This is a genomic window from Sorangium sp. So ce124 (assembly GCF_051525235.1).
Classification (GTDB): domain Bacteria; phylum Myxococcota_A; class Polyangia; order Polyangiales; family Polyangiaceae; genus Sorangium; species Sorangium atrum.
The window spans coordinates 655,199-675,243 of record NZ_CP150312.1 but is presented as its reverse complement, the minus strand read 5'-3'; the positions used below and the strand labels follow the sequence as shown (position 1 = coordinate 675,243).

The 20,045-nt window shown below is 72.1% G+C and carries 14 protein-coding genes; 5 read left to right on the top strand and 9 right to left on the bottom strand.

The annotated features are described in order from the left end of the window. Positions 1 to 211 precede the first annotated feature (211 nt). Genes WMF19_RS02475 through WMF19_RS02465 form a run of 3 tightly spaced genes read left to right on the top strand, consistent with a single transcriptional unit; the run spans position 212 to position 3,432 of the window. Positions 212 to 1,597, top strand: coding sequence for a cystathionine beta-synthase (locus WMF19_RS02475; RefSeq protein WP_437897629.1), 1,386 nt, complete (start codon positions 212 to 214; stop codon positions 1,595 to 1,597). A 34-nt stretch (positions 1,598 to 1,631) separates the two neighbouring features. Continuing rightward, complete coding sequence (locus WMF19_RS02470) at positions 1,632 to 1,901, top strand: acyl carrier protein (RefSeq protein WP_272097548.1); 270 nt, start codon at positions 1,632 to 1,634, stop codon at positions 1,899 to 1,901. Between the two features lie 10 nt (positions 1,902 to 1,911). Further along, positions 1,912 to 3,432 (top strand): AMP-binding protein, encoded by a 1,521-nt coding sequence (locus WMF19_RS02465; RefSeq protein WP_437897628.1) that lies wholly within the window; start codon positions 1,912 to 1,914, stop codon positions 3,430 to 3,432. 49 nt (positions 3,433 to 3,481) lie between these two features. On the opposite strand, the gene WMF19_RS02460 is transcribed toward WMF19_RS02465, so the two are convergent. From WMF19_RS02460 to WMF19_RS02445, 4 genes are all read right to left on the bottom strand, one after another. Then, positions 3,482 to 3,949 carry a carboxymuconolactone decarboxylase family protein gene (locus tag WMF19_RS02460; RefSeq protein WP_437897627.1) on the bottom strand — a complete coding sequence of 156 codons (468 nt, stop codon included), beginning with the start codon at positions 3,947 to 3,949 and terminating at the stop codon, positions 3,482 to 3,484. 298 nt (positions 3,950 to 4,247) lie between these two features. Beyond that, complete coding sequence (locus tag WMF19_RS02455) at positions 4,248 to 5,786, bottom strand: PLP-dependent aminotransferase family protein (RefSeq protein WP_373372236.1); 1,539 nt, start codon at positions 5,784 to 5,786, stop codon at positions 4,248 to 4,250. A gap of 79 nt (positions 5,787 to 5,865) precedes the next feature. Beyond that, the gene (locus WMF19_RS02450; RefSeq protein ID WP_437897626.1) at positions 5,866 to 7,032 is read right to left on the bottom strand and encodes a hypothetical protein; all 1,167 of its coding nucleotides are present in this window, start codon (positions 7,030 to 7,032) and stop codon (positions 5,866 to 5,868) included. A 327-nt stretch (positions 7,033 to 7,359) separates the two neighbouring features. Beyond that, positions 7,360 to 7,890: a hypothetical protein gene (locus WMF19_RS02445; RefSeq protein ID WP_272097543.1), complete on the bottom strand. Its 531-nt coding sequence runs from the start codon at positions 7,888 to 7,890 to the stop codon at positions 7,360 to 7,362. A 764-nt stretch (positions 7,891 to 8,654) separates the two neighbouring features. Between WMF19_RS02445 and WMF19_RS02440 the strand changes: the two genes are divergently transcribed. Further along, positions 8,655 to 12,554, top strand: coding sequence for a serine/threonine-protein kinase (locus tag WMF19_RS02440; RefSeq protein ID WP_437897625.1), 3,900 nt, complete (start codon positions 8,655 to 8,657; stop codon positions 12,552 to 12,554). A 1,082-nt stretch (positions 12,555 to 13,636) separates the two neighbouring features. Then, positions 13,637 to 14,638, top strand: coding sequence for a squalene/phytoene synthase family protein (locus tag WMF19_RS02435; protein ID WP_437897623.1), 1,002 nt, complete (start codon positions 13,637 to 13,639; stop codon positions 14,636 to 14,638). Here WMF19_RS02435 and WMF19_RS02430 read toward each other — a convergent pair. The 5 genes from WMF19_RS02430 to WMF19_RS02410 form a co-directional block, all read right to left on the bottom strand. After that, positions 14,626 to 14,994 (bottom strand): response regulator, encoded by a 369-nt coding sequence (locus WMF19_RS02430; protein WP_437327288.1) that lies wholly within the window; start codon positions 14,992 to 14,994, stop codon positions 14,626 to 14,628. The genes WMF19_RS02435 and WMF19_RS02430 overlap by 13 nt on opposite strands. After that, positions 14,991 to 17,135 (bottom strand): HAMP domain-containing sensor histidine kinase, encoded by a 2,145-nt coding sequence (locus tag WMF19_RS02425; RefSeq protein ID WP_437897620.1) that lies wholly within the window; start codon positions 17,133 to 17,135, stop codon positions 14,991 to 14,993. The genes WMF19_RS02430 and WMF19_RS02425 overlap by 4 nt, the downstream gene beginning before the upstream one ends. Positions 17,136 to 17,421: 286 nt before the next feature. Next, positions 17,422 to 18,132 (bottom strand): glycosyltransferase family 2 protein, encoded by a 711-nt coding sequence (locus WMF19_RS02420; protein WP_437897618.1) that lies wholly within the window; start codon positions 18,130 to 18,132, stop codon positions 17,422 to 17,424. A gap of 95 nt (positions 18,133 to 18,227) precedes the next feature. Then, positions 18,228 to 18,665, bottom strand: coding sequence for a rhodanese-like domain-containing protein (locus tag WMF19_RS02415; protein WP_437897616.1), 438 nt, complete (start codon positions 18,663 to 18,665; stop codon positions 18,228 to 18,230). A gap of 33 nt (positions 18,666 to 18,698) precedes the next feature. Further along, positions 18,699 to 19,922, bottom strand: coding sequence for a DUF1015 domain-containing protein (locus tag WMF19_RS02410; RefSeq protein ID WP_437327284.1), 1,224 nt, complete (start codon positions 19,920 to 19,922; stop codon positions 18,699 to 18,701). Positions 19,923 to 20,045 lie beyond the last annotated feature (123 nt).

Below are 20,045 nucleotides of genomic sequence, written 5' to 3'. Positions count from 1 at the left end.
GCCGGATAGGGTCAATATCGACCTATCGTAAACACCATTTCTTTTGTGCTCCTTCCCGAAGGATAGGAAGGGTGGCCGGCAACCGAGCCCGGCAGTCACCGCAGGCGCGCTCGCCAGCGCCGCGGCGAGCGCGCCTCTCGCGGCGCCGCCGCGCCCGCGTGCTCCCCTTGTCGCTTGTCGCTTCGGCGCGCGGCGGCTAAGAGGTCTCCCCATGATGCGAGGCGCGCGCAGCGATATCACGAAGGCCGTCGGCGATACGCCGATCGTCAAGCTGAACCGGGTCACGGAGGGGCTGGAGAGCGACATCTATGTGAAGTGCGAGTACCTGAACCCGGGCGGCAGCCACAAGGATCGGGTCGCGCTGAACATGATCCGCGACGCCGAGGCGAACGGGCTCAGGCCCGGCGGGACGATCGTCGAGGCGACCAGCGGCAACACCGGCGCCGCGCTCGCCATGGTCGCGGCCATCCGGGGATACAAGTGCGTCTTCGTCATGCCGGACAAGATGTCGCAGGAGAAGATCGCGACGCTGCGCGCCTATGGCGCCCGCGTCGTGGTCTGTCCCACCGCCGTCGAGCCCGACGACCCGCGCAGCTACTACCAGGTGGCGAAGCGCATCGCCGACGAGACGCCGAACTGCTTCTACGCGAACCAGTACCACAACCCGTCGAACCCCGAGGCCCACGTCCGGTCCACCGGCCCCGAGATCTGGGCGCAGTGCGGCGACGAGCTCGACGTCTTCGTCGCCGGCATGGGGACAGGGGGCACCCTGAGCGGCATTGGCAAGTTCCTCAAAGAGAGGAAGCCGGAGATCAAGATGGTCGGCGTCGATCCGGTCGGCTCGCTCTATTACGATTACGTGAAGACCCAGCGGATCACGAAGCCGTTTGCCTACAAGGTCGAGGGGATCGGCGAGGATTTCTTTCCGAGCACGATGAACCTCAAGATCATCGACGAGATCATCCGGGTCGACGACAAGGAGTGCTTCCTCATGACGCGGGACCTCGTGCGGCTCGAGGGCCTCTTCGTGGGCGGCTCCGGGGGCGCGGCGGTGGCCGGCGCGATCAAGTATGCGCGGCAGAGCGGGAAGAGGGAGAACATCCTCGTCCTCTTGCCCGACGGCGCGTCCAAGTACATCTCGAAGATCTTCAATGACGACTGGATGCGAGAGAACGGCTTCCTCGAGGAGGACAAGGGCCTCGGGACGGTGCGCGACCTGCTCGCCGTCAAGCCCAGCGGGGCGGTGGTCACCGCCGACGCGAACGCGCGGGTCCGCGAGGTCATCGACATGATGAAATCGCACGGGATAAGCCAGCTCCCCGTGACCCAGGACGGCAAGCTGCGCGGGATGGTCCACGAGATCGACCTGCTCCGGCACCTCGTGACGGGGAGCGGCACGCTCGACTCGAGCATCGGCGGGCTCGTCGAGAGCGACTATGCGACAGTGACGCCCGCGACGAAGGTCGAGCTCCTGAAGGGCGTCCTGAGCGACGCGAAGATCGCGCTCGTCGTCGACAAGGAGACGGTGCTCGGCGTCGTGTCCAAGATCGACCTCATCGACTATCTTGCCCGCAAGGCGACGCCGGCCATCGGCTGAGCGCCCGGGCTCCGGCCGGAAAGGGACCACCGCGGTGACCTACGATCTCGACACGGTGCGGCGCGCGCTGCACGACCATATCGCGAAGGAGATCCTGCTGCGCAAGGCGCCGCTCGCCCTGGACGAGGACCTCTTCGCGGGCGGGTCCGGCTTCGACTCGATGTCGCTGACGCGGGTGCTCGTGTTCATCGAGCAGCGCTTCGGCGTGAGGATCCCGGACGAGGAGGTGGACCTCGACGCGGTGTCGACCGTGGACAGCATGGCGCGCTTCGTCGCCGGCCGCATCGCGGCCGCGCAGGGCTAGCGGGGAGCGCGTGGCCGGCACGTTCCGCCTGCGCGCCCAGGACCTGGCCGCGCGCGGCGATGCCATCGCGCTCGCGTCGCGCGGCGGCGCCACGGTGACCTACGCCGAGCTCGCGGCGCGCGCGGCGGCCGTCGGCGCGGCGCTCGCCGGGGCGGGCGTGCGCCCGGGGGACCGGGTGGCGCTGCTCTCGCTGGGCCGGGCGCATGACGAGCCGGTGGCGCTCGCCGGGGTGCTCACGGCCGGCGCCGTGGCGGTCCCGCTCGACGCGACCGCGCCGCCGGCGCGGCTCGGGCGGATCGCGCGTGCCCGCGGGTGCCGGGCGCTCGTGCTCGACGCCGCGGTCGCGGGCCTCGCGGACGGCATCGACGCCGAGCTCGGCGGCGGCCTGCCGCGCGTGGAGCTCGACGCCGAGGGGCGCACGCCGCGCGGGGCGGCGCGCGCCGACACGGGCGGCGACGGCGGGCCCAGCGGCGACGGCGGCTCCGGAGCGCAGGACGTCGCGTGCATCCTGCACACCTCGGGAAGCACGGGCGAGCCGAAGCCGGTCCCCATCACATGGGCCGGGCTCGACGCGTTCACCGCCTTCTGCATCGACCTCATCGGGGTGACGCCGGCGGATCGGGTCCTCCGCGTGGCCGAGCTCGTCTTCGATCTCGCCTGGTTCGACCACCTCGCGACGTTCCGCGCCGGCGCGACGCTCGTGACGATGGCGCGGCGCGACCTCGCCTCGGGCCGCGCGCTCCGCGACGCGGTGAGCGCGCTCGCGCCGACGGTCATCTACGGCGTGCCGTCGATGTTCATGAAGCTCGTCGCGGCGCTCCCCGCGGCGGACGCGGGCGCGCCGTCGCCGGCTTTCGCGCTCTCGCCCTCCGTGCGGGCCATCCTCTTCGCCGGCGAGGTCTTCCCGCCGCGCGAGCTCGCGGCGCTCGCGGCGCGGGCGCCCGGCGCGGCGCTCTACAACCTGTACGGCCCGACCGAGACGAACGTCTGCACGTTCCACCGGGTCGATCGCGCGGCGCTCGACGGGGCGAGCGAGCTCCCGATCGGCGTCGCGTGCCCCTACGCCGCCTGCGCGCTGCTCGCGCTGGACGCGGACGACGAGAGCGGCCGGGTCGTCGAGGGCCCCGGGACGGGCGAGCTCGTGGTCTCGGGACCGACGACCGTGGACGGCGGCCCGTACCGGACCCGCGACCGGGTGGAGCGCAAGGGCGACGGGCTCTTCTACTTCCGCGGCCGCATCGACCGGATGGTGAAGATCCGGGGCTACCGGGTCGAGCCGGGCGAGGTCGAGGCGGCGCTGGCGTCGCACCCCGCCGTGCGCCAGGCCGCGGTGATCGCCGTGGAGGACGCGCGCCTCGGCAAGACGCTGCGCGGCTTCGTCGCCCTCGCAGGGGACGCGGACGACCGCTCGCTCAGGCTGTACCTTGCGGAGCGGCTTCCCCCGTACATGGTCCCTGAGAAGATCGTCGCGATGGATGAGCTGCCGCGGACCTCGACGGGGAAGATCGATTATCGCGCGCTGTCCGGGTGAGCAAACATCACTGCTTCTTCCTCAGGCTCATGCGCGTGCGGGAGCCGGTTCACGCCTGCTCCCGCTTCTCCGACCTGTGGGAGCCAGGCACGGCCCGGGTGGCGAGCACCACGCGGTTCCAGGCGTTGATCGTCACCACGGCCCAGGTGAGATCCATGATCTCCCGCTCCGAGAAGTGCTGGCGTACGGCGTCATAGACGCGATCGGGCACGTGCTCTGCCGCGACGAGCGTCACCGCCTCGACCCACTCGAGGGCGGCCCGCTCGCGCTCGCTGTAACAGGGCGCTTCGCGCCACGCGCTCAGCATGTAGAGCCGCCGCTCGTCCTCACCTGCGGCCCGCGCTTCCTTCCAGTGCAGATCGATGCAATAGGCGCAGCCGTTGATCTGCGAGGCGCGGAGAAACACGAGGGAGATCAGCGTATTCTCCAGCCCGCAGCGCTTGACGTAGGAGCTCAGCCCGAGCATCGCTTGATACGCCTCGGGGGCGACGCTCGCGTAATTCATGCGTGACTGCATGGGTCCATATCCTCCGTGGTTTCCCTCCGCCCGCGCGCGGGCGCCTAGCACGACTGCGGGAGGTCGCCCTGAGAAGCGAACCGCCCAGACGCCGAGGCCGCCAAGAGAAGAGGGGGAGGGCCGTCCCGGCATTCCCTTCTCGTTCCCCTGGTTGCTTGGCGGCCTCGGCGCCTGGGCGGTTTTTCTGCTGATCCGGGGCAACCTCCCGCAGTAGAGCCAGAAGGCACTTTCTAGGCAGCGCGCCGGGCGAGCGCGAGATCCACTTCGTCCCGATCGGCTGGATCCACGTGCGGGGCGCTCAGCGCTGGCGCAGCGCGGCCTTCAGCCGCCGGACGCCCTCGGCGATCTCGTCCTCGGGCAAAGCCGCATAGCCGAGCAGCAGGGCTCCCCGTCCGGCGGAGCGCGCGCGAAGCTCGGACAGCGCGACGCACCGCACGCCGCTCGCCGCCGCGCGCTCGGCCGCAGCGCCGTCCGCGCGCCCGGTAGGCAGCCAGCCGAGGAGGTGCATGCCGGCGGGCGCCGGGCCGACCTCGAGCAGCCCCGACAGCTCTCGCTCCGCCGCCGCGACCAGCGCGGCCTGGCGCCGCTCGTACAGCACGCGCATGCGGCGCACGTGGCGCGCGAAGTGGCCCTCGATCATAAAATCGGCCACGACCGCCTGCTCCAGCGAGGGCGACGAAACGTCGGCCAGCGCCTTGGCCGCGACGAACGCGTCGACCAGCCCCTCCGGCACCACGAGGTAGCCGAGCCGCAGCGACGGCGAGAGCACCTTGCTGAATGTCCCCGCGTAGATCACCCGCGCGCCCGGCGACAGGCCCTGAAGGGCGGCGAGCGGCCGGCCCGCGTAGCGGAACTCGCTGTCGTAGTCGTCCTCGAAAACCCAGCCGCTCGACGACCTCGCCCAGTCGAGGAGCGCGCGCCGGCGCTCGAGGCTCATCGTCACGCCCAGTGGGAACTGGTGCGCCGGCGTCACGACGGCGAGCCGCGCCGAGCTCGATCGCCGGACGGCCGTCGCCACGTCGAGCCCCTCCCTGTCCACCGGGACCGGCACCGGCGTCGCCCCGGCCGCGATCAGGGCGCTGCGCGCCGCGGTGTAGCCCGGATCCTCGACCCAGACCGGATCGCCGGGATCGAGCAGCACCTCGGCAACGAGCGAGATCGCCTGCTGGGCGCCGCTGACCACGATGACCTCGTCCGGCGTGCACCGCACGCCCCTCGCGGTGACGAGGTAGTCGGTGATCGCGCGGCGCAGCGGCGCGTACCCCTGCGGCTCGCAGCGCGTCAGGAGCGCCTGCCACGAGCGGTCCCAGCGCCGGCTCATCAGCCGGCCCCAGGCGGCGGCAGGGAAGGCGTCGAACGCGGGCACGCCCACCTGGAACGCCCAGCCGGCAGGACCGCGCGGCGCGGTCGCGCGCAGGAACGGCGACGCCGCGCCCGCCACGAGCGCGCCGCGCCGCGAGAGGGAAGCGCCATCCAGCGAGGGCGCTGGCTGCGGCTCGGAGCTCGGCCGGGCGAGCAGGACGCGCTCCGGCGGCGCGTCGGCGACGTACGTCCCGGAGCCGATCCGGCCGCGCAGGTACCCCTCCGAGAGGAGCTGCGCGTACGCGCCGAGCACCGTGTTGCGCGACAGGCTGAGCTGCGCCGCGAGCGCCCGGGTCGACGGCAGCTTGCTCCCGGACCGCAGCCGTCCGGCGACAATCGCCCCGCGCACCGCCTCGTAAACCTGCCGGTGGAGCGGGGCGCTCGACGCCGGATCGAGCACCACAGCCGCCACCGCGCCCGCGGGCGGAGAGGTCCGCCGCGGCCGCTTCGCCGAGGTCTTCCGCGTCAACGACAGGCTCTCCGACGCCTCGGAGGAGGGTCGGGGGAGGGCTCGCCGGGCGGCCCGCGCCGCCCACCCCTCCCGCCGGGGCGCGTCAGTGCGCCCCCACCTTCGCGCCCGCGCTCGCGTGCGCCGACGCCGACGCCTTGAAGCTCGGCTTGGGGATCGAGATCTTCGGCGCCTTGATCTGTACGTTCACGCTGGGCGGCGTCACGCGGATGCTCGGCGCCTTCACGTTGACGTTGGCCTTCGCGTTGGCCCTGGCAGCGGCGCCGGCCCCCGCGTGGACGTGGACCTTCGGGTCGATGTCGGCCTTCGCCTTCAGGTCGGCGTTCGCGAGCGCGTGGACGTGTGCATCCCAGTCGGTCTTCACGCGCACCTTCACGCGCGGGGCGCGCGCGTGGACGGCGAACGCCACCCCGGGCCGGTAGCCGCACAGGCCCACGGCCGCGTGGCCCGCCTTCCGCACCGCGATGGTCAGCTTCAGCGGATCGGCGGCGAGCGCGAGCTTGCCGGTCAGGTACGCCCCCGCGGCCACCCCTGCGGCCGCGGTCGCGGCCACGTCCGCTGTCGCGACCGCCGGGGCGAGGACGACCACCTGCGGCGCCTCGGCCACCACGCCGAGCGTGATCTTGCGCTCGCCGATATCGATGGGCTTCAGGTCGGCGTCGAGCACATAGACGCGGACCTCGCCGGTCACCTCGTCGACAAGGAGCTCGAGGCGGTCGTCACCCACGATCTCGACGCGCCCGCCGTGCGGGCCGAGCTTGCCCTCCGGCAGCCCGAGCTCCGCCGACGCCTTCGCGTTGGCGTAGAGCTCGGCGGTGCCGCCGGCGGGGACGTGCAGCGTCCCGTTCCACGGCTTGCCGGCGACGTTGAGCGTGTAGCCGATCTCGGTGAGATCTGCCTCGAGCTTGGGGCCGGCGGCGACAAGAAGGCCGGTCTTCGCATCGAGCGTGAGCGGCACGGTCTTCTCCCCGGACGCGTCCTTCCACACCAGCGTGCCGCTGACGTCCTCGCGGATCGGCTTGCCGTCCGGACCCGTGACCGCGGCCTTGACGTTCCCGTCGGCAGCGACGTTGAAGGCGGCCTTGCCGCTCTCGTGCTCCTCGACATAGGCGCCTTCGCCCATCGCCGACTCGGCGGTGGCGGTCACCTCGACCGTCGCGCTCGCCTCAGCCGGCTGCTCGCCCTTGCCGCAAGCAGCCGCGGCGGCGATCAGCAGCAGGGCGAGCACTCCGGAAACCTTGGTGATCTTCATGAAATCCTCCTCTGTGCCAGCGAACCCTCGGCGCGAGCCGCGACTTCGCTTGAGCCGAGACGCCGAGGCTTGAACCTCCCCGGACGCGCCGGCTCCGGAGCCCATCATACGCCGAGATGCCCTGAAAGGCGCGGACGAGCACGAATATCAACAGGAATCAAAAGATCCAGAAAAACAGAGGTAGGACAATGGCACTCACGGCCGCCAAGCGGCCGTGTCGCGCCTACCGGCGATTCGTTCAGGAAGAGAGCCGTGCGTCCGCGTTGCGCGCGATGATCGATGATCGATCGCGCATGATGGGTGGCCGCCCGCTCCTCGGCGCCGCGTTCAGGGGCTCTCGGCGCCCGGAGCTCCGCCCTCGTCCGCTGCCACGATCTGCGGGCATTTGCGCGCCACCGCCTCACACTCCGGAGGGACCGCCTCGAGCGAGCTCAGCTCGGAGTCGCACGTGAGCGCCCGGACCCGCTGCGTCTGGGCGAGCAAGCAGACTTCGTACTCGGCCACCGTGGCGGAGCAGCCGGCGCGGTGCTCGGTCGGAGGCATGCAATCCGCTGCGTGGTCGTCCTGCTCGTCAGCCTCCTCGTCGGCCGCGGAGAGGCACTCGTCCTTCACCGTGCCGCACGGCTGCCCGACGGCGGGCGACGCGACGAGGCCCAGGTACTCACAGGCATCTTCCTTGGAGAGCTTCACCCTCGCCGCGAGCGAATCGCAGGCGGATTGGACGTCATCGGCCGTCAGATCCCTGAGCTGCTTGGAGCTCACGGCGCTGTCCGTCGGGGCGGAATCTGCACCTTCGCCGCCGCACGCAGCGAGGAACAGGACGGTCAACAAGGCCCCGAGATGAGTCGAATGCTTCATTCGTTGGTTCCCTTTCTAAGTGCGGCCGCCAGCGCGGGCCGTGGGCGCACCGGGAGCAAACCGTGTACCGCGAGCTCAGCTGTGCACGATTGGCTCGCACAGCGCGATCGAACCTCGGTGAAACGGGACAACGACATCGGAGATGTCGAATCCACGAAGCGGGGAAAGCCGACGATCCCCGGCGGACCTCTGGCCGCGAGAGACCGAGACGTCCCCGCCCGAGCGCCGCGCGGCGAGGCTCGCCTCGACATCGCGCCTCGACACGCGGCGACGACCGCGGCGGCAGAGCGCGCCTCCGCAGAGTCCCGGGTTCACCGCGTCTCGCGCGGCGCTAACGTCCAGAGAGGCGCCCGCGCGCCGGCGCTCCCTGCGTGCACGCGCCGCGCGACGCGACGACCGCACGGCGGGTGCACGCAGGGAGCGCCGGCGCGCGGGCGCCTCAGGACGCGCCGCGCCGCCGCCCCGGCGCGAGCCTCGATAGCCACGCTCCGCTGCCTCGTGTGTAGTCGCCTGTCGGTGCGACAGCCCCGCCGCGCGGCGTTCGTGCGATGAGCTGGCCTCCACACAGACCTGTTGTACGGTCGGCCGCGCCGTGACATCATCGCGCGCCGTCGGGTGGATGTACTCAGCTCCAGCGTGGATGTCGGGAAACCGCTTTTGACCTACCACCTGGGGCGAATCCAGGCCCAGGCCAAGGGTGCGTCGGTCCCTCGATGATCACGACGCCGAGCTCGGGACAGGCCAGGCACCCTCCGGATGTCCCGGTGTCCATCGGGCCGTGGCGGGTGCTCGCGCAGCTCGGCCGCGGCGGGATGGGGGTCGTTTACCGCGCCCAGCACAGCATCACGGGCGCGCTCGCGGCGCTGAAGACCGTCAGCGTGGGCGACGAGAGCCTCGTCTCCAGCATCCGCCGCGAGATCCACGCGCTCCGGGGCGTCGAGCACCCGGGCGTCGTGCGGGTGCTCGACGAGGGGGTCCAGGGCGGGATCCCGTGGTACGCGATGGAGCTGATCGAGGGGCGCACGCTCCGGGATCACAACCAGGAGCGCTGGCGCGCCCGCGGGAGCGTGAGCAGCGAGCCGACCGTGAGCGTCTCCGCGCCCATGAACGCGCAGGCCAGCACCGCGACGGCGGAGATCGCGCCCGCCTCGATCATCCCGCGCTCGTACCAGCCGTTCGCGCCGCGCCCGTTCCACCGCGCGGCGGGCGGCGCGCTCCGCCAGGCGCTGACGCTCCTCCGCGCGATCTGCCGGCCGCTCGCGTACGTCCACGGCCGGGGCCTCGTCCACCGCGATCTCAAGCCGGACAACGTGTTCATCCGCCCGGACGGCACGCCGGTGCTCTTCGACTTCGGCCTCGCTTTCCAGTTCGAGGGGCACACCGGGCGCGACGTGCTCCAGGCGGGCGGCAGGCTGATGGGCAGCCCCGATTACATGTCCCCCGAGCAGATCCGCGGAGACCTCGTCGACGCGCGCGCGGATCTCTACGCGCTCGGCTGCATGATCTACGAGGCCGTGACCGGGGGCGTCCCGTTCCTCGGCGACTCGAGCTCCGTCGTGCTGTCCATGCACCTCTACGCCGAGCCGCTCCCGGCCTCCGAGCTCGTCGCCGACGTGCCTCCCGCGCTCGACGCCCTCATCGCGCGGCTCCTGAAGAAGCGCCCCGAGGACCGGCTCGGCTACGCCGACGAGGTCGCGACCGCCCTCGCCGAGCTCGGCGCGGCCGACACGCCGCCCCCCGGCGGGGAGCGCGCGCGCGTGCGCTTGCCGAACGCGCAGCCGTACCTGTACCGGCCGCGCCTCGCCGGGCGCGGGGAGGCGCTGCAGAAGGTCACCGAGGCGCTCGAGCGCGCCCACGAGCGGCGCCAGGGCAGCCTCCTCGTCGTCGGCGGCGAGAGCGGCGTGGGCAAGACGCGCCTCGCCGTCGAGGCGGCGCACCAGGCGGCGCTCATCCGCATGGCCGTGGTCACGGGCGCGTGCGCGGCCGTGTCCGCCGAGGTCGAGCGCGAGGGCGCGGTCAAGGCCGCGCCGCTGCACCCGTTCCGCCCGCTCCTGCTCGCGGTGGCCGACCGGTGCAGCGAGCTCGGCCCCACGGGCTACGACGCGCTGCTCGGCCCGCGCGGCAGGGTCCTCGCGCCGCACGAGCCGTCGCTCGCCCAGCTCCGCGGCCACGACCGCTACCCGGAGCCCCCCGAGCTGCCGCCGGACGCGGCACGCTACCGGCTGCGGACCGCGCTCGCCGACACGCTCGCCGCGTTCGCCGCGACGCGGCCCGTCCTGCTCGTGCTCGACGACCTCCAGTGGGCCGACGAGAACTCGCGCGCCGTCCTCGAGCACCTCGACGCGGACTACTTCGCGGCCCATCCCGTGGTCCTCCTGTGCGCGTACCGGACCGAGGAGACGTCGCCCGCGCTCTCCTCGCTCCTCGGCGCCCCCTGGGCCTCGCGGCTCGAGCTCGGGCGGCTCGATCGCGCATCGGTCGGGCGGATGGTGCGCGACATGCTCGCCCTGGACGAGCCGCCCGAGGCGTTCGTGCAGTACCTCTTCGAGCAGTCCGAGGGGAACCCGTTCTTCATCGCGGAGTACCTCCGCGCCGCGATCCAGGAGCGGGTGATCTACCGGGACGAGGCCTACGCGTGGCGGATCCGCGCGGGCGCCGAGGGCGCCGCCGCGGAGCGGCTCGCCCGCGCCGCGCGCGGGAGCCAGCCGCCCGCGCCGCTGCCGCTGCCGGGCTCGCTGCGCGAGCTCGTGGCGCGCCGGCTGTCGGGGCTGAGCCGGGAGGCGCTCGCGCTCGCGCGGCTCGCCTCGGTGCTGGGCCGCGAGCTCGAGGAGCGCCTGCTGCTCGGCGCCGCCGGCCTCGCCGAGGTCGACGCCATGGACGCGCTCGCGGAGCTCGCCCGTCGCCACGTGCTCGAGGAGACCGAGCCGGGGCGGCTCGGCTTCGTGCACGACAAGCTGCGGGAGATCGTCTACGCGGGCACCCCCGAGCCGGAGCGGCGGGCCCTGCACGCCGCCGCGGCGCGCGCGATCGAGCGGCGCCACCGCGACGCGCCGGGCCTCGCGCTGTCGTACCCGCTCCTCGCCCACCACTACGGAATCGCCGGCGCCGTCCAGAAGACGCTGGAGTACCTCGACAAGGCGGGCGCCCAGGCCCTCGCGACGGGCGCCTCCGGCGACGCGGTGGATTTCTACAAGAGGGCGCTCGACCTCGACGGCGCGCACCCTCCGGAGGAGCGCGCGCCGCCGCTCCGGCGTGCGCGCTGGGAGCGGCGGCTCGGCCAGGCGCACTACAACCTCGGCGATCTGCTCGGCGCGGAGCGGCACTGCGCGGCGGCGCTGGAGCTGCTCTCCCAGGACGAGGCCGCGTGGCTCCGCGCGGGCGAGCGCGCGACGAGCGGCCGCGGGGGCCTCGGGGAGCGGCTCCGCCCGGCGGTGGCCTCGCTGAAGCAGCTCGGCCTGCAGCTCGCGCACGTCGCTGGCCTGCCGGCCCCGGTCGCGCGCGACGCGGCCGAGCGCGAGCGCCTCGCCGAGGCGTCGCTCGCGGCGGAGAAGCTGTCGGAGACGTACCTGTTCCGCAACGAGCCGACGCTCGCCTTCCTGGCCGCGCTGGCGGCGACCAACGCCGCGGCGCGGCTCGGCCCGTCGCTCGCGCTCGCGCGCGGGTACGCGACCCTGAGCGTCGCGTTCGGGTATGTCCCGTGGAAGGCCGTCGTCGACGCGTACGCCGCGCGCGCGACGGCGGTCGCCGCGGCGCTCGACGACCCGCAAGGCGTCGCGTTCGTCTCGTGCCTGCGCGGGCTGACGGCGCTCGGCGAGGGCCGGTGCCGCGACGCGCGGGCGCTGCTCACCCAGGCCGAGCGGCTGGCCGAGGCGCTGCACGACCGCCGCCGCAAGGAGGAGTGCATCACGCTGCTCGCCGGCGTGGCGTACTCCGAGGGCCGCTGGAGGGAGGCGCTCGACCTGTACGGCGCGCTCGTGATCGCGTCGCGCGAGAGCGACAACGCGCAGGGCCACATCTGGGCGGAGAGCGGCCGCGCGCAGTGCCGGCTGCTGCTCGGCGACGGCGAGGGCGCGATCGCCATCTTCGACGCGCTGTCGGCCGAGGTGCAGCGGCTCGGCGACCGCACGCAGCAGATCACGCACGGCCAGGTCGCGCTGGGGCACCTGCTCCGCGGCGCGAACGCCGAGGCGCGCGCGGCCGCCGAGCGGACGCTCCCCATGCTCCGCGAGGGGCAGCCGGCGGGCTACCACTGCCTGTACGGCTATGCGGCGACGTGCGAGGTGCTGCTCGCGCTGCTCGAGGAAGCCCCTGGCTCGGCGGAGAGGCGCGAGCTCTCGCGCACCTCCGCGGAGGCGTGCCGCGCGCTCGGCCGGTACGCGCGCATCTTCCCCCTCGGCCGCTCGACCTCGCTCCGCCTGAGCGGCCTCGCCGCGTGGCTCGCCGGCGGCCGCGCGCGCGCGAGGCAGCTCTGGGCCGCGGCGATCGACGACGCCCAGCAGCGCGGCCTGCCCGTCGAGGAGGCGCGCGCCCGCTTCGAGCTCGCGCGGCACCTCCCGCGCCGCGATCGGGAGCGCGAGCGCCAGATCGCGCGCGCCGCCGCGGTCTTCGCCGCGCTCGATCTCCCGCACTGGCGCGACCGTGTGGCCAGGCTGCGCGAGCGCTAGGCCTCGCGTCTCCGACGAAGAGCACAAAAAGCAGAGCGCCCATTCGACGGCGGGGGGGAAGCCGTCACGGCCGCTCTGTCCTGCAGCTTTAGCAGGACACGGGCCAGGGCCCGACCTTGCTCGATTCACGGGGTTAACCTTAAGGATGCTCCTGAAGTCTTTCGAACCTGAGATCCTCGTTTGCATGTCTGGTAGCCCGGCCGCCCACCGGCGGGCGGCCATCGTGCGCCAGCGGCGCAACGGCGGCGGTGAGCGGCGTCACCGCGCCAGGAGCGCGCTTCGGGGAGCACCGACTCGATCGCCCACGTCCACCGCGTGATGGATCGGTGGGCGTGGTTCCCGAGGGCCCCTCGTCCGGTCCATCCCCTCTGTCTGGAGCGGACGCGCCTCGGGCGCACCGAGCGCGGATGACCGCTTTGGGCCGTGGTCACAACCACAGATTTGGGCCGTTCACCGCAGCACGCACGGCGCGATAACAACCGCTGAATCCCCCCTGTCACGAGCGCGTCTAGCATCGCGTCCGATCGCGAGTCGGAGCGTTTCCGTCGCGCCGTTCACCGCGGCAGACCGAGCAGCAGAGAGAGAGGCTCGCCCCAGGCGCTCACGCGCCGTCACGTGGGCACAGGCGCCATCCGCCAGGAACTCCGGGATAACCCATGTGCCTAGAACGCCTGCCGTACCGCCGAGACGGAGCGAGGAGGGGCCGAGATGTCAGGCCATCACTGATGCTATCCGTTGGACAATGTACCGACCCAGGGTATACACCGACGATCATTGACGGCGTGTTCCCAACATACCGGCAAAACACACAAGGAATCCATGCATTATCTCCGGCGCCCGTGCCCTGGACGACGAATTTCCGCGTCGACTGGGGGACGATAAGGCCTCATAAAGGAAGGCGAACGGGCGTCACCGCGCATCTCTCGGAGGATCGGAAAGTTCTACACGGTAGAGAGCCACCATCCATCACCGACGCAGGCGCCCAAAGCAAACAGTGCGGGCCACGTCCATAATCGCCAGTGACCGCGCGAAGCCAGGGCGACACCGGCGACAAGCACGTTCAACGTGCGGCACTCGACATCGTGAAACCTATTCAACACATCTCCTCTCGACTACCCTACCTGCCCGCTGCTGCACCGGCATCGGAGCAGACTCCCTACCAGCCGATCTCGGCGATCGTCGGCTCATCGCACTATCGCGCCCTGTCGGACGACGCGTTGAAAGACGAGGACAACGCCGCATGGGTGCTCGGCCTCGCGCCCGACGTGAAGCGGGCGTGGCTCGACCGCATCCGCTGGATACGGATCGTCGATCGCCTCGCCGAGAACGAGCGCATCGAGCCGCACGCGCGGCGGTTCAGCCGCTTCATGGTGGCGTGGAGGCGCGTCCGTTCCTGCGGCTTCGTCGATCCGTGCTGCCCCTTCGCCCGCGAGCTCTCGGCCATCCACGCGCTGTGGCTCCGCGGCCCCGCGCCCGATCGTCCCGACCCGGACGACATGCAACCGCGCGCGCTCGCCGCCTGGGACGCCTACCTGCTCGCCCTCGCCGACTACCACGCTCCCAGCCTGCTCATCCGCACCCTGAAGGAGCACGACACGATGCTGGTGCGGCTGTCAGGCCATATCTTCCAGCTGGTTCCGTTCCTGACGAAGGAGCACTGGGACGCGGCCGGGGAGTTCGGCCGGCTCGATCAGTTCTTCAACAACCTGAGGGACATGCAGGAGGACGCCGATCGCGGCATCTGCTACCTGCCCGAGGAGGAGCTCGCGCGCCATGGGGTCACGCGCGCTCAGGTGATCTCCGGACGGTGCGTCGATACGCCGGGATACCAGGCCCTGATGCGGTACTGGCTCGATGAGGTCATGCCAGCGCTCTACGCGCGCGCCGCGCCGTTCATCGAGGCGCGCGGCCTCCACCCCTCGCTCCAGATCATGAGGGAGTGGAGCCTGCGCCGTTATGCCCGCATCACACGGGTGTTCCGCGCGACCGGCTTCGATCACCGACGCTTCCCCGCGCGGTACTGGGCCGAGGTGCGGCGCGACCTCGCCGAGCGGCGGCAGCTCCTCCGCGCTCACCCCGTGTAGCGCCTCACCGTCGAGAGGAGCGCGTCCGGCTCGAACGGCTTGCCGAGCCACGCGTCGGCGCCGACCTCGGCCGCCCGTCGGTGCGCGTCCGCCGCGGCGGTGAGCACGACGATGGGCGCCTGACGCCCGTGCCGGACCTCGAGCTCACGCGCGAACTCCGGGCCGTTCATCACCGGCATCTTCATGTCGAGCAGGATGAGGTCCGGCAGGTCGTGCTCCAGCTTGGCCAGCGCCTCGCGACCGTTGCACGCGATCTTGACCCGGTACCCGTCCTCCTGGAGCACGAGGGCGACGAGCGCCACGAGATCCGCGTCGTCCTCCACGAGGAGCACCGTCTTTGCGTGTCTGTCGCTCATCGTCGATCGGCCGCGGGGGCCTCGCTGCTGAGTGGAAGGGTGAAATAAAACGTGCTGCCGCTGTCCTCCTCGCTCTCGAACCAGATACGGCCACCGTGACGGGTGATCATGTCCTTCGCAAGGAACAGCCCTATTCCCATGCCGCCGTAGTCGTGTCGGGTGTCCGTGTGCGCGCGGAAGAAGCGCTCGAAGATCCGCTCCTGCTTGTGGGCGGGGATGCCGACGCCCCGGTCGCGCACGGACACGACCGCCTCGTAGCGCGGCGCCGCGCCGTGGCGCTGCGAGAAGAGCGCGGCGTCGCAGGAGGACGGCGGCGACGACGCCGGCGCGCGCTCGGCGACGGCGACGCGCACGTCGACGTCGCCGCCGTCGGGCGAGTACTTCACCGCGTTGTCGAGGAGGCTCGCGAGCACCTGGCGCAGCCGCTCCGGATCGGCGCGCACGACGGGCGGCCGCTCGGCGTCGAGCGACATCCGCACCCGGTGCCGGCTCGCCGACTTCGCGACGCGGTCGACCGTCTCCTGCACGAGCTCCTTCAGATCGACGTCCTCTTCGGAGACCTGGAGCACGTCGAGCGTGACCTGCGAGATGGCCAGGAGATCGTCGACGATGCGGTTGATCCTGTCCGCGCCGCGGTCGATGGCCTCCAGCATCTTGCGGCGCGGCGCCGGCAGATCGTTCGTGTTGCGCAGGAGCGCGAGCGCGTATCCCTTCATGATCGCGACCGGCGTCTTGAGCTCGTGCGCGCCGACCCGGATGAACTGATCTTTGACGAGATCGAGCTCCATGAGCTCCGTCACGTCGCGGGCGACCGCGACCGCGCCGAGGACCGCGCCGCCCTCGCTGCGGATCGGCGCCGCGCTGGTCCGCAGGAAGACGTCGCGGCCCGCGCGGCCGTCCGCGAGCACCTGCTCTTCCTGCACGATGGTCTCGCCGGCGAGCGCCCGCACCATGGGCAGCTCGTCGCGCGTGAAGGCGCGACCGTCGCTGTGGCGCACCCGGCCGAGGTCCATCACCTCCTCGACCATCCTGCCGGCCTGCTCCGAGCGGCCCGAGAGGCCGAGCAGCCTGAGCCCCGAGGCGTTGATCATCGTCAGCCGGCCCTGGCGGTCGCACGCGAACACCCCCTCGACGAGGTTGTCCAGCACGGCCCCGAGCTGCGCCGCGCGCTGCGCCGCGTCCTGCAGCAGGCGCTCGCGCTCCGCCAGGTAGCTCCGCGTGCGCCGGGACGACGCCTCCAGGCGATCGACCATCGCGTTGACGCCGCCCGCCAGCGCGCCGATCTCGTCATTGAAATAGACCGGGATCCGCTCCAGCCGGTCGACCTCGCCGCGCTGGACGATCTTCTGGATGACCGCGGCGACCTGCTGGAGCGGGCCCGCGAGGGCGCCGGCGAGGAAGCCCGCGCAGACGGGCGCCCAGGTGACCGCGACCATCGAGAAGATCGCCAGCGTGAGCTTCAGGCCGGGCTTGGCCGGCCCCGCCGTCTCGCCGAGCACCATCGCCGCCATCCAGCTCGTCGGCGCGATGGCGAGGCAGGCGCCGAGGATCACGAGGCGGACGGCGAGCGAGTATCCCTTGCCGGGCATGGAGAGGCCGTGCTCGCGCGCGATGAGCGAGATCACGCCGGCGGCGGGGGCGAGCAGGCGGCCGAGGATGCTGTAGGCGAGCGGCAGCGCGGCCGCGAACAGCGCCAGCGCGAACAGGGCCAGCGCGACGCCGCGCTGGACGCCGAGCGGGCTCTGGTCCGGCGCGATGAAGTAGAGCGCCACGGTGACCGGCAGGTACAGGAGCCCCCACGACACGGCCCAGACCGTCGCGAACGCGAGCGGGGTGTCGTAGGCGGCGCTCGCCGCGGCGAGGACGACCTCCTCCGGGGGCACCGCGCCGCCGCTGCTCGAGTCCTCGAGGCCGGCGCCGCTCTGGAGGCGATGGACCACGGCGTACTGCCGCAGCCGCTCGATCGGGCGCAGCATGTGGACGAGCAGCGCAATCAGGCCCCCCGTCTTGACGAGGTACATGAACCCGATGAGCCCGAGCAACCGCGCCTGGACCGCCGAGTCCACGACGCCGAGGAGGCGCAGGTGAGCGACCGGGACAAGCAGGCTGTACGGCAGCTCGATGCCGAACGCATAGGCCACGACCCGAGGCGTGAACGACGGAGTCCGCGACCTCCCCGGATTCCAGATTCTAGCCCAGGCGGCTCGGCTGATGGCCACGTCCGTCACCCCCCTTGTTGAAGCATGGCTGCGGGGTTCGCGCCTCTCGGGCCCCTCCGCGCCAAGTCGATGAGTCAGGTCGCCAGGCAGCTTTGCTATGAAAACCAATGAGCGAGTTGTCGACCGTTTTACGCAGTGGCACGTGTCGATTCGATCGACTCCGACTCACACGTTCCGTCCGCGCCCGGGCGCTCTGCGGTTTTCCTGATCAGCTCAGGGACTGCCTTATGGCGTTCCTGGCGATCAGGAAAAGAATGGTGAACACGTGGCGCGCGCGCAGGCCGCTCGCCTCGCCGCGGTAGACGGGACGCACGCTGACCTCGCAGACGCGGAGCCGGCGAGCCGCGAGGGCGGCGAGCAGATCGTTCGGATACCCGTAGCGGGGCCAGAGGCCGTCGAGGTCGAGCGCGTCGATCGCGCGGGCCGAGATGGCGGTGTACCCGCACTGGCTGTCGGAGAGGGCGTCGAGCCGCGCTGCACGGCGGGTGAGCGCGGCGAGCGCCGCCGTCGCGGCGAGCCGCTGGAGAGGCATGACGCGCCACACGTCGGGGTGGCGCAGCCGATCGCCCTTCACGTAATCGGCTTCGCCCGAGGCGATCGGGGCGACGACACGCGGGAGATCGCGCGGATCCATCTGCCCGTCGCCGGCCATGACCGCGACGGCCGAGGCGCCGAGGGCGCGCGCGCGCCGGTAGCCAGCGACGATCGCCGCGCCGACGCCGCGGCACTCCGGGTGGACGAGCACCTCGAGGCGCTCGTCACCGACCCCGCGCGCGATCTCGGCCGTGCCATCTCGACTGGCATCGTCCACGACGATCACGTGGTCGACAAAGGCGGGGACCGACCCCGCCGCCTCGGAGATCCATCGCGCCTCGTCCCGCGCGGGGATGACCACTGCGACGCGCGCACCGTGGAGCACGCGGATTCCTAGCGGAGCGAGCGGCCTCCGGCAACGCGCTCGGCGCTGCGACGGCGCGCTCGGCGCCGCGGCGCGGGCCGTGCGCGCCGGACGTATTACTTGCCAGCGCTCTTGCGGAGCTCGGCGTACGAGCCGCCGGGCGTTGTCGTCTCGACGGGCAGCCCGGCCGGCCGCCACCCCGGCTCGGTGATCGCGCCGAACGCGTCGCGCGGCCCATCGAAGCCGGCGCGTTGCTCGATGACGGCCGTGTAGCCTGCCGACACCATGGCCTCGGCCGCGCGCATCGAGCGCTGTCCGGACTTGCAGCCAACGATGATCTTCGCGTCCCTGGGATACAGGGCGCGGACCACATCGAGGAAGTCGGGGTTCTGCTTCATTCCGCCGGCGCCGGCGTGCATGAGCGGCACGTTGTGCGCGCCGCTCGGGTGCCCGGCCGCATATTCGGGCTCGCTCCGGACGTCGAGGTAGAGATACCCCTCCTCGTCGATGAGCTTCTTGGCCTGCTGGGGGGATATACGCTTGATGTCCGCCATGGGGCGCAGTCTAGCCCCGGCGCGGCGCGCTCGTCAGAACGTATGAATGAAGAGCCCGCTGCGGAGCTTCGGCTCGAACCACGTGCTCTTCGGCGGCATGAGCAGCCCTGCGTCGCTCACCGCGAAGAGCTCGTCGATCTGCGTCGGATACAGGTGGATCGCCATCGTGAACGCGCCCGAGTCGACGCGTCGCTCGAGCTCGGCGACGCCGCGGATGCCGCCGACGAAATCGACGTGCTTGTCGCGGCGGGGGTCGCTGACGCCGAAGATCGGGCCGAGGATCTGGTCCTGGCAGATGGAGCAGTCGAGCGAGGCCACCGGGTCCTTCGCGTCGAACGACCCCGGGCGGACCCTGGCGGTGTACCAGCGACCGCCGAGGTAGAGCCCGAAGGTCCGCGGGCCGGCAGGGGTCGCGGCCGCGCCGTCCCTCGCCGGCGCGATGTCGAGCCGCTCGCCGAGGGCCGCGAGCAGCGCCTCCGCGCTGCGGCCGGCGAGGTCCCGGACGACGCGGTTGTACGGCATGATGTTCATCTGGTCGTGCGGGAAGACCACGGCCAGGAAGACGTCGTGCTCTCCGCCGTCGCCGCGCAGCTTCCTGTGGACGCGCGCCGCCGCGGCGCTGCGGTGGTGGCCATCGGCGACGTAGAGCGTGGGGATCGCCTGGAAGCGCTCCTCGATGTCGGCTGTCGCCGCGCGGCCGAGGACCCAGAGCTTGTGCTCGACGCCGTCCGCGGTCGTGAAATCGTAGATGGGCGGCGACTGCAAGGCCTCCGCGACGGCGCGGTCGATGCCCGCGTCGGCGCGGTACGTGAGGAACACCGGCTCGTCGTGGGCGCCGAGCTCCTCGATGTGGCGGGTGCGGTCGTCCTCCTTGTCGGGGCGCGTCTTCTCGTGCTTCTTGATGATGTCCTGCTCGTACTCGGCGACCGCGGCGCAGCCGACGACGCCGATCTGCCGGTGATCACCCATCCTCTGGGCGTAGAGGTAGAGGTGCGGCTCCGGGTCCTGCGCGAGGTCGCCGCTCGCGATGAGATCGGCGAGGTTCTGCGCGCCGCGGGCGTAGACGGCGTCGTCGTGCTCGTCCGTCCCCTCGGGCAGATCGATCTCGGGGCGGGAGACGCGGAGGAAGCTGTGCAGGCCTCCCGCCGCGAGGACGCGCGCCTCGGCGGTCGAGATGACGTCGTACGGCGGGCTCGCGACGCGAGCCGCCTGGGCCTGGGGGGGTCGGTAAGCGCGGAAAGGTCGGACGGTGGCCACGGAGAGCGCCTAGCCCAGCGGCCTGGGCGCGTCGAGGCGGCTCGCGCGGCGGGAGCTGCGGCAGGCGGGGCGGGCAGACCGCGCGCCGAGGCAGCAGCCCATGCACGGGGCCGTGGCACACTT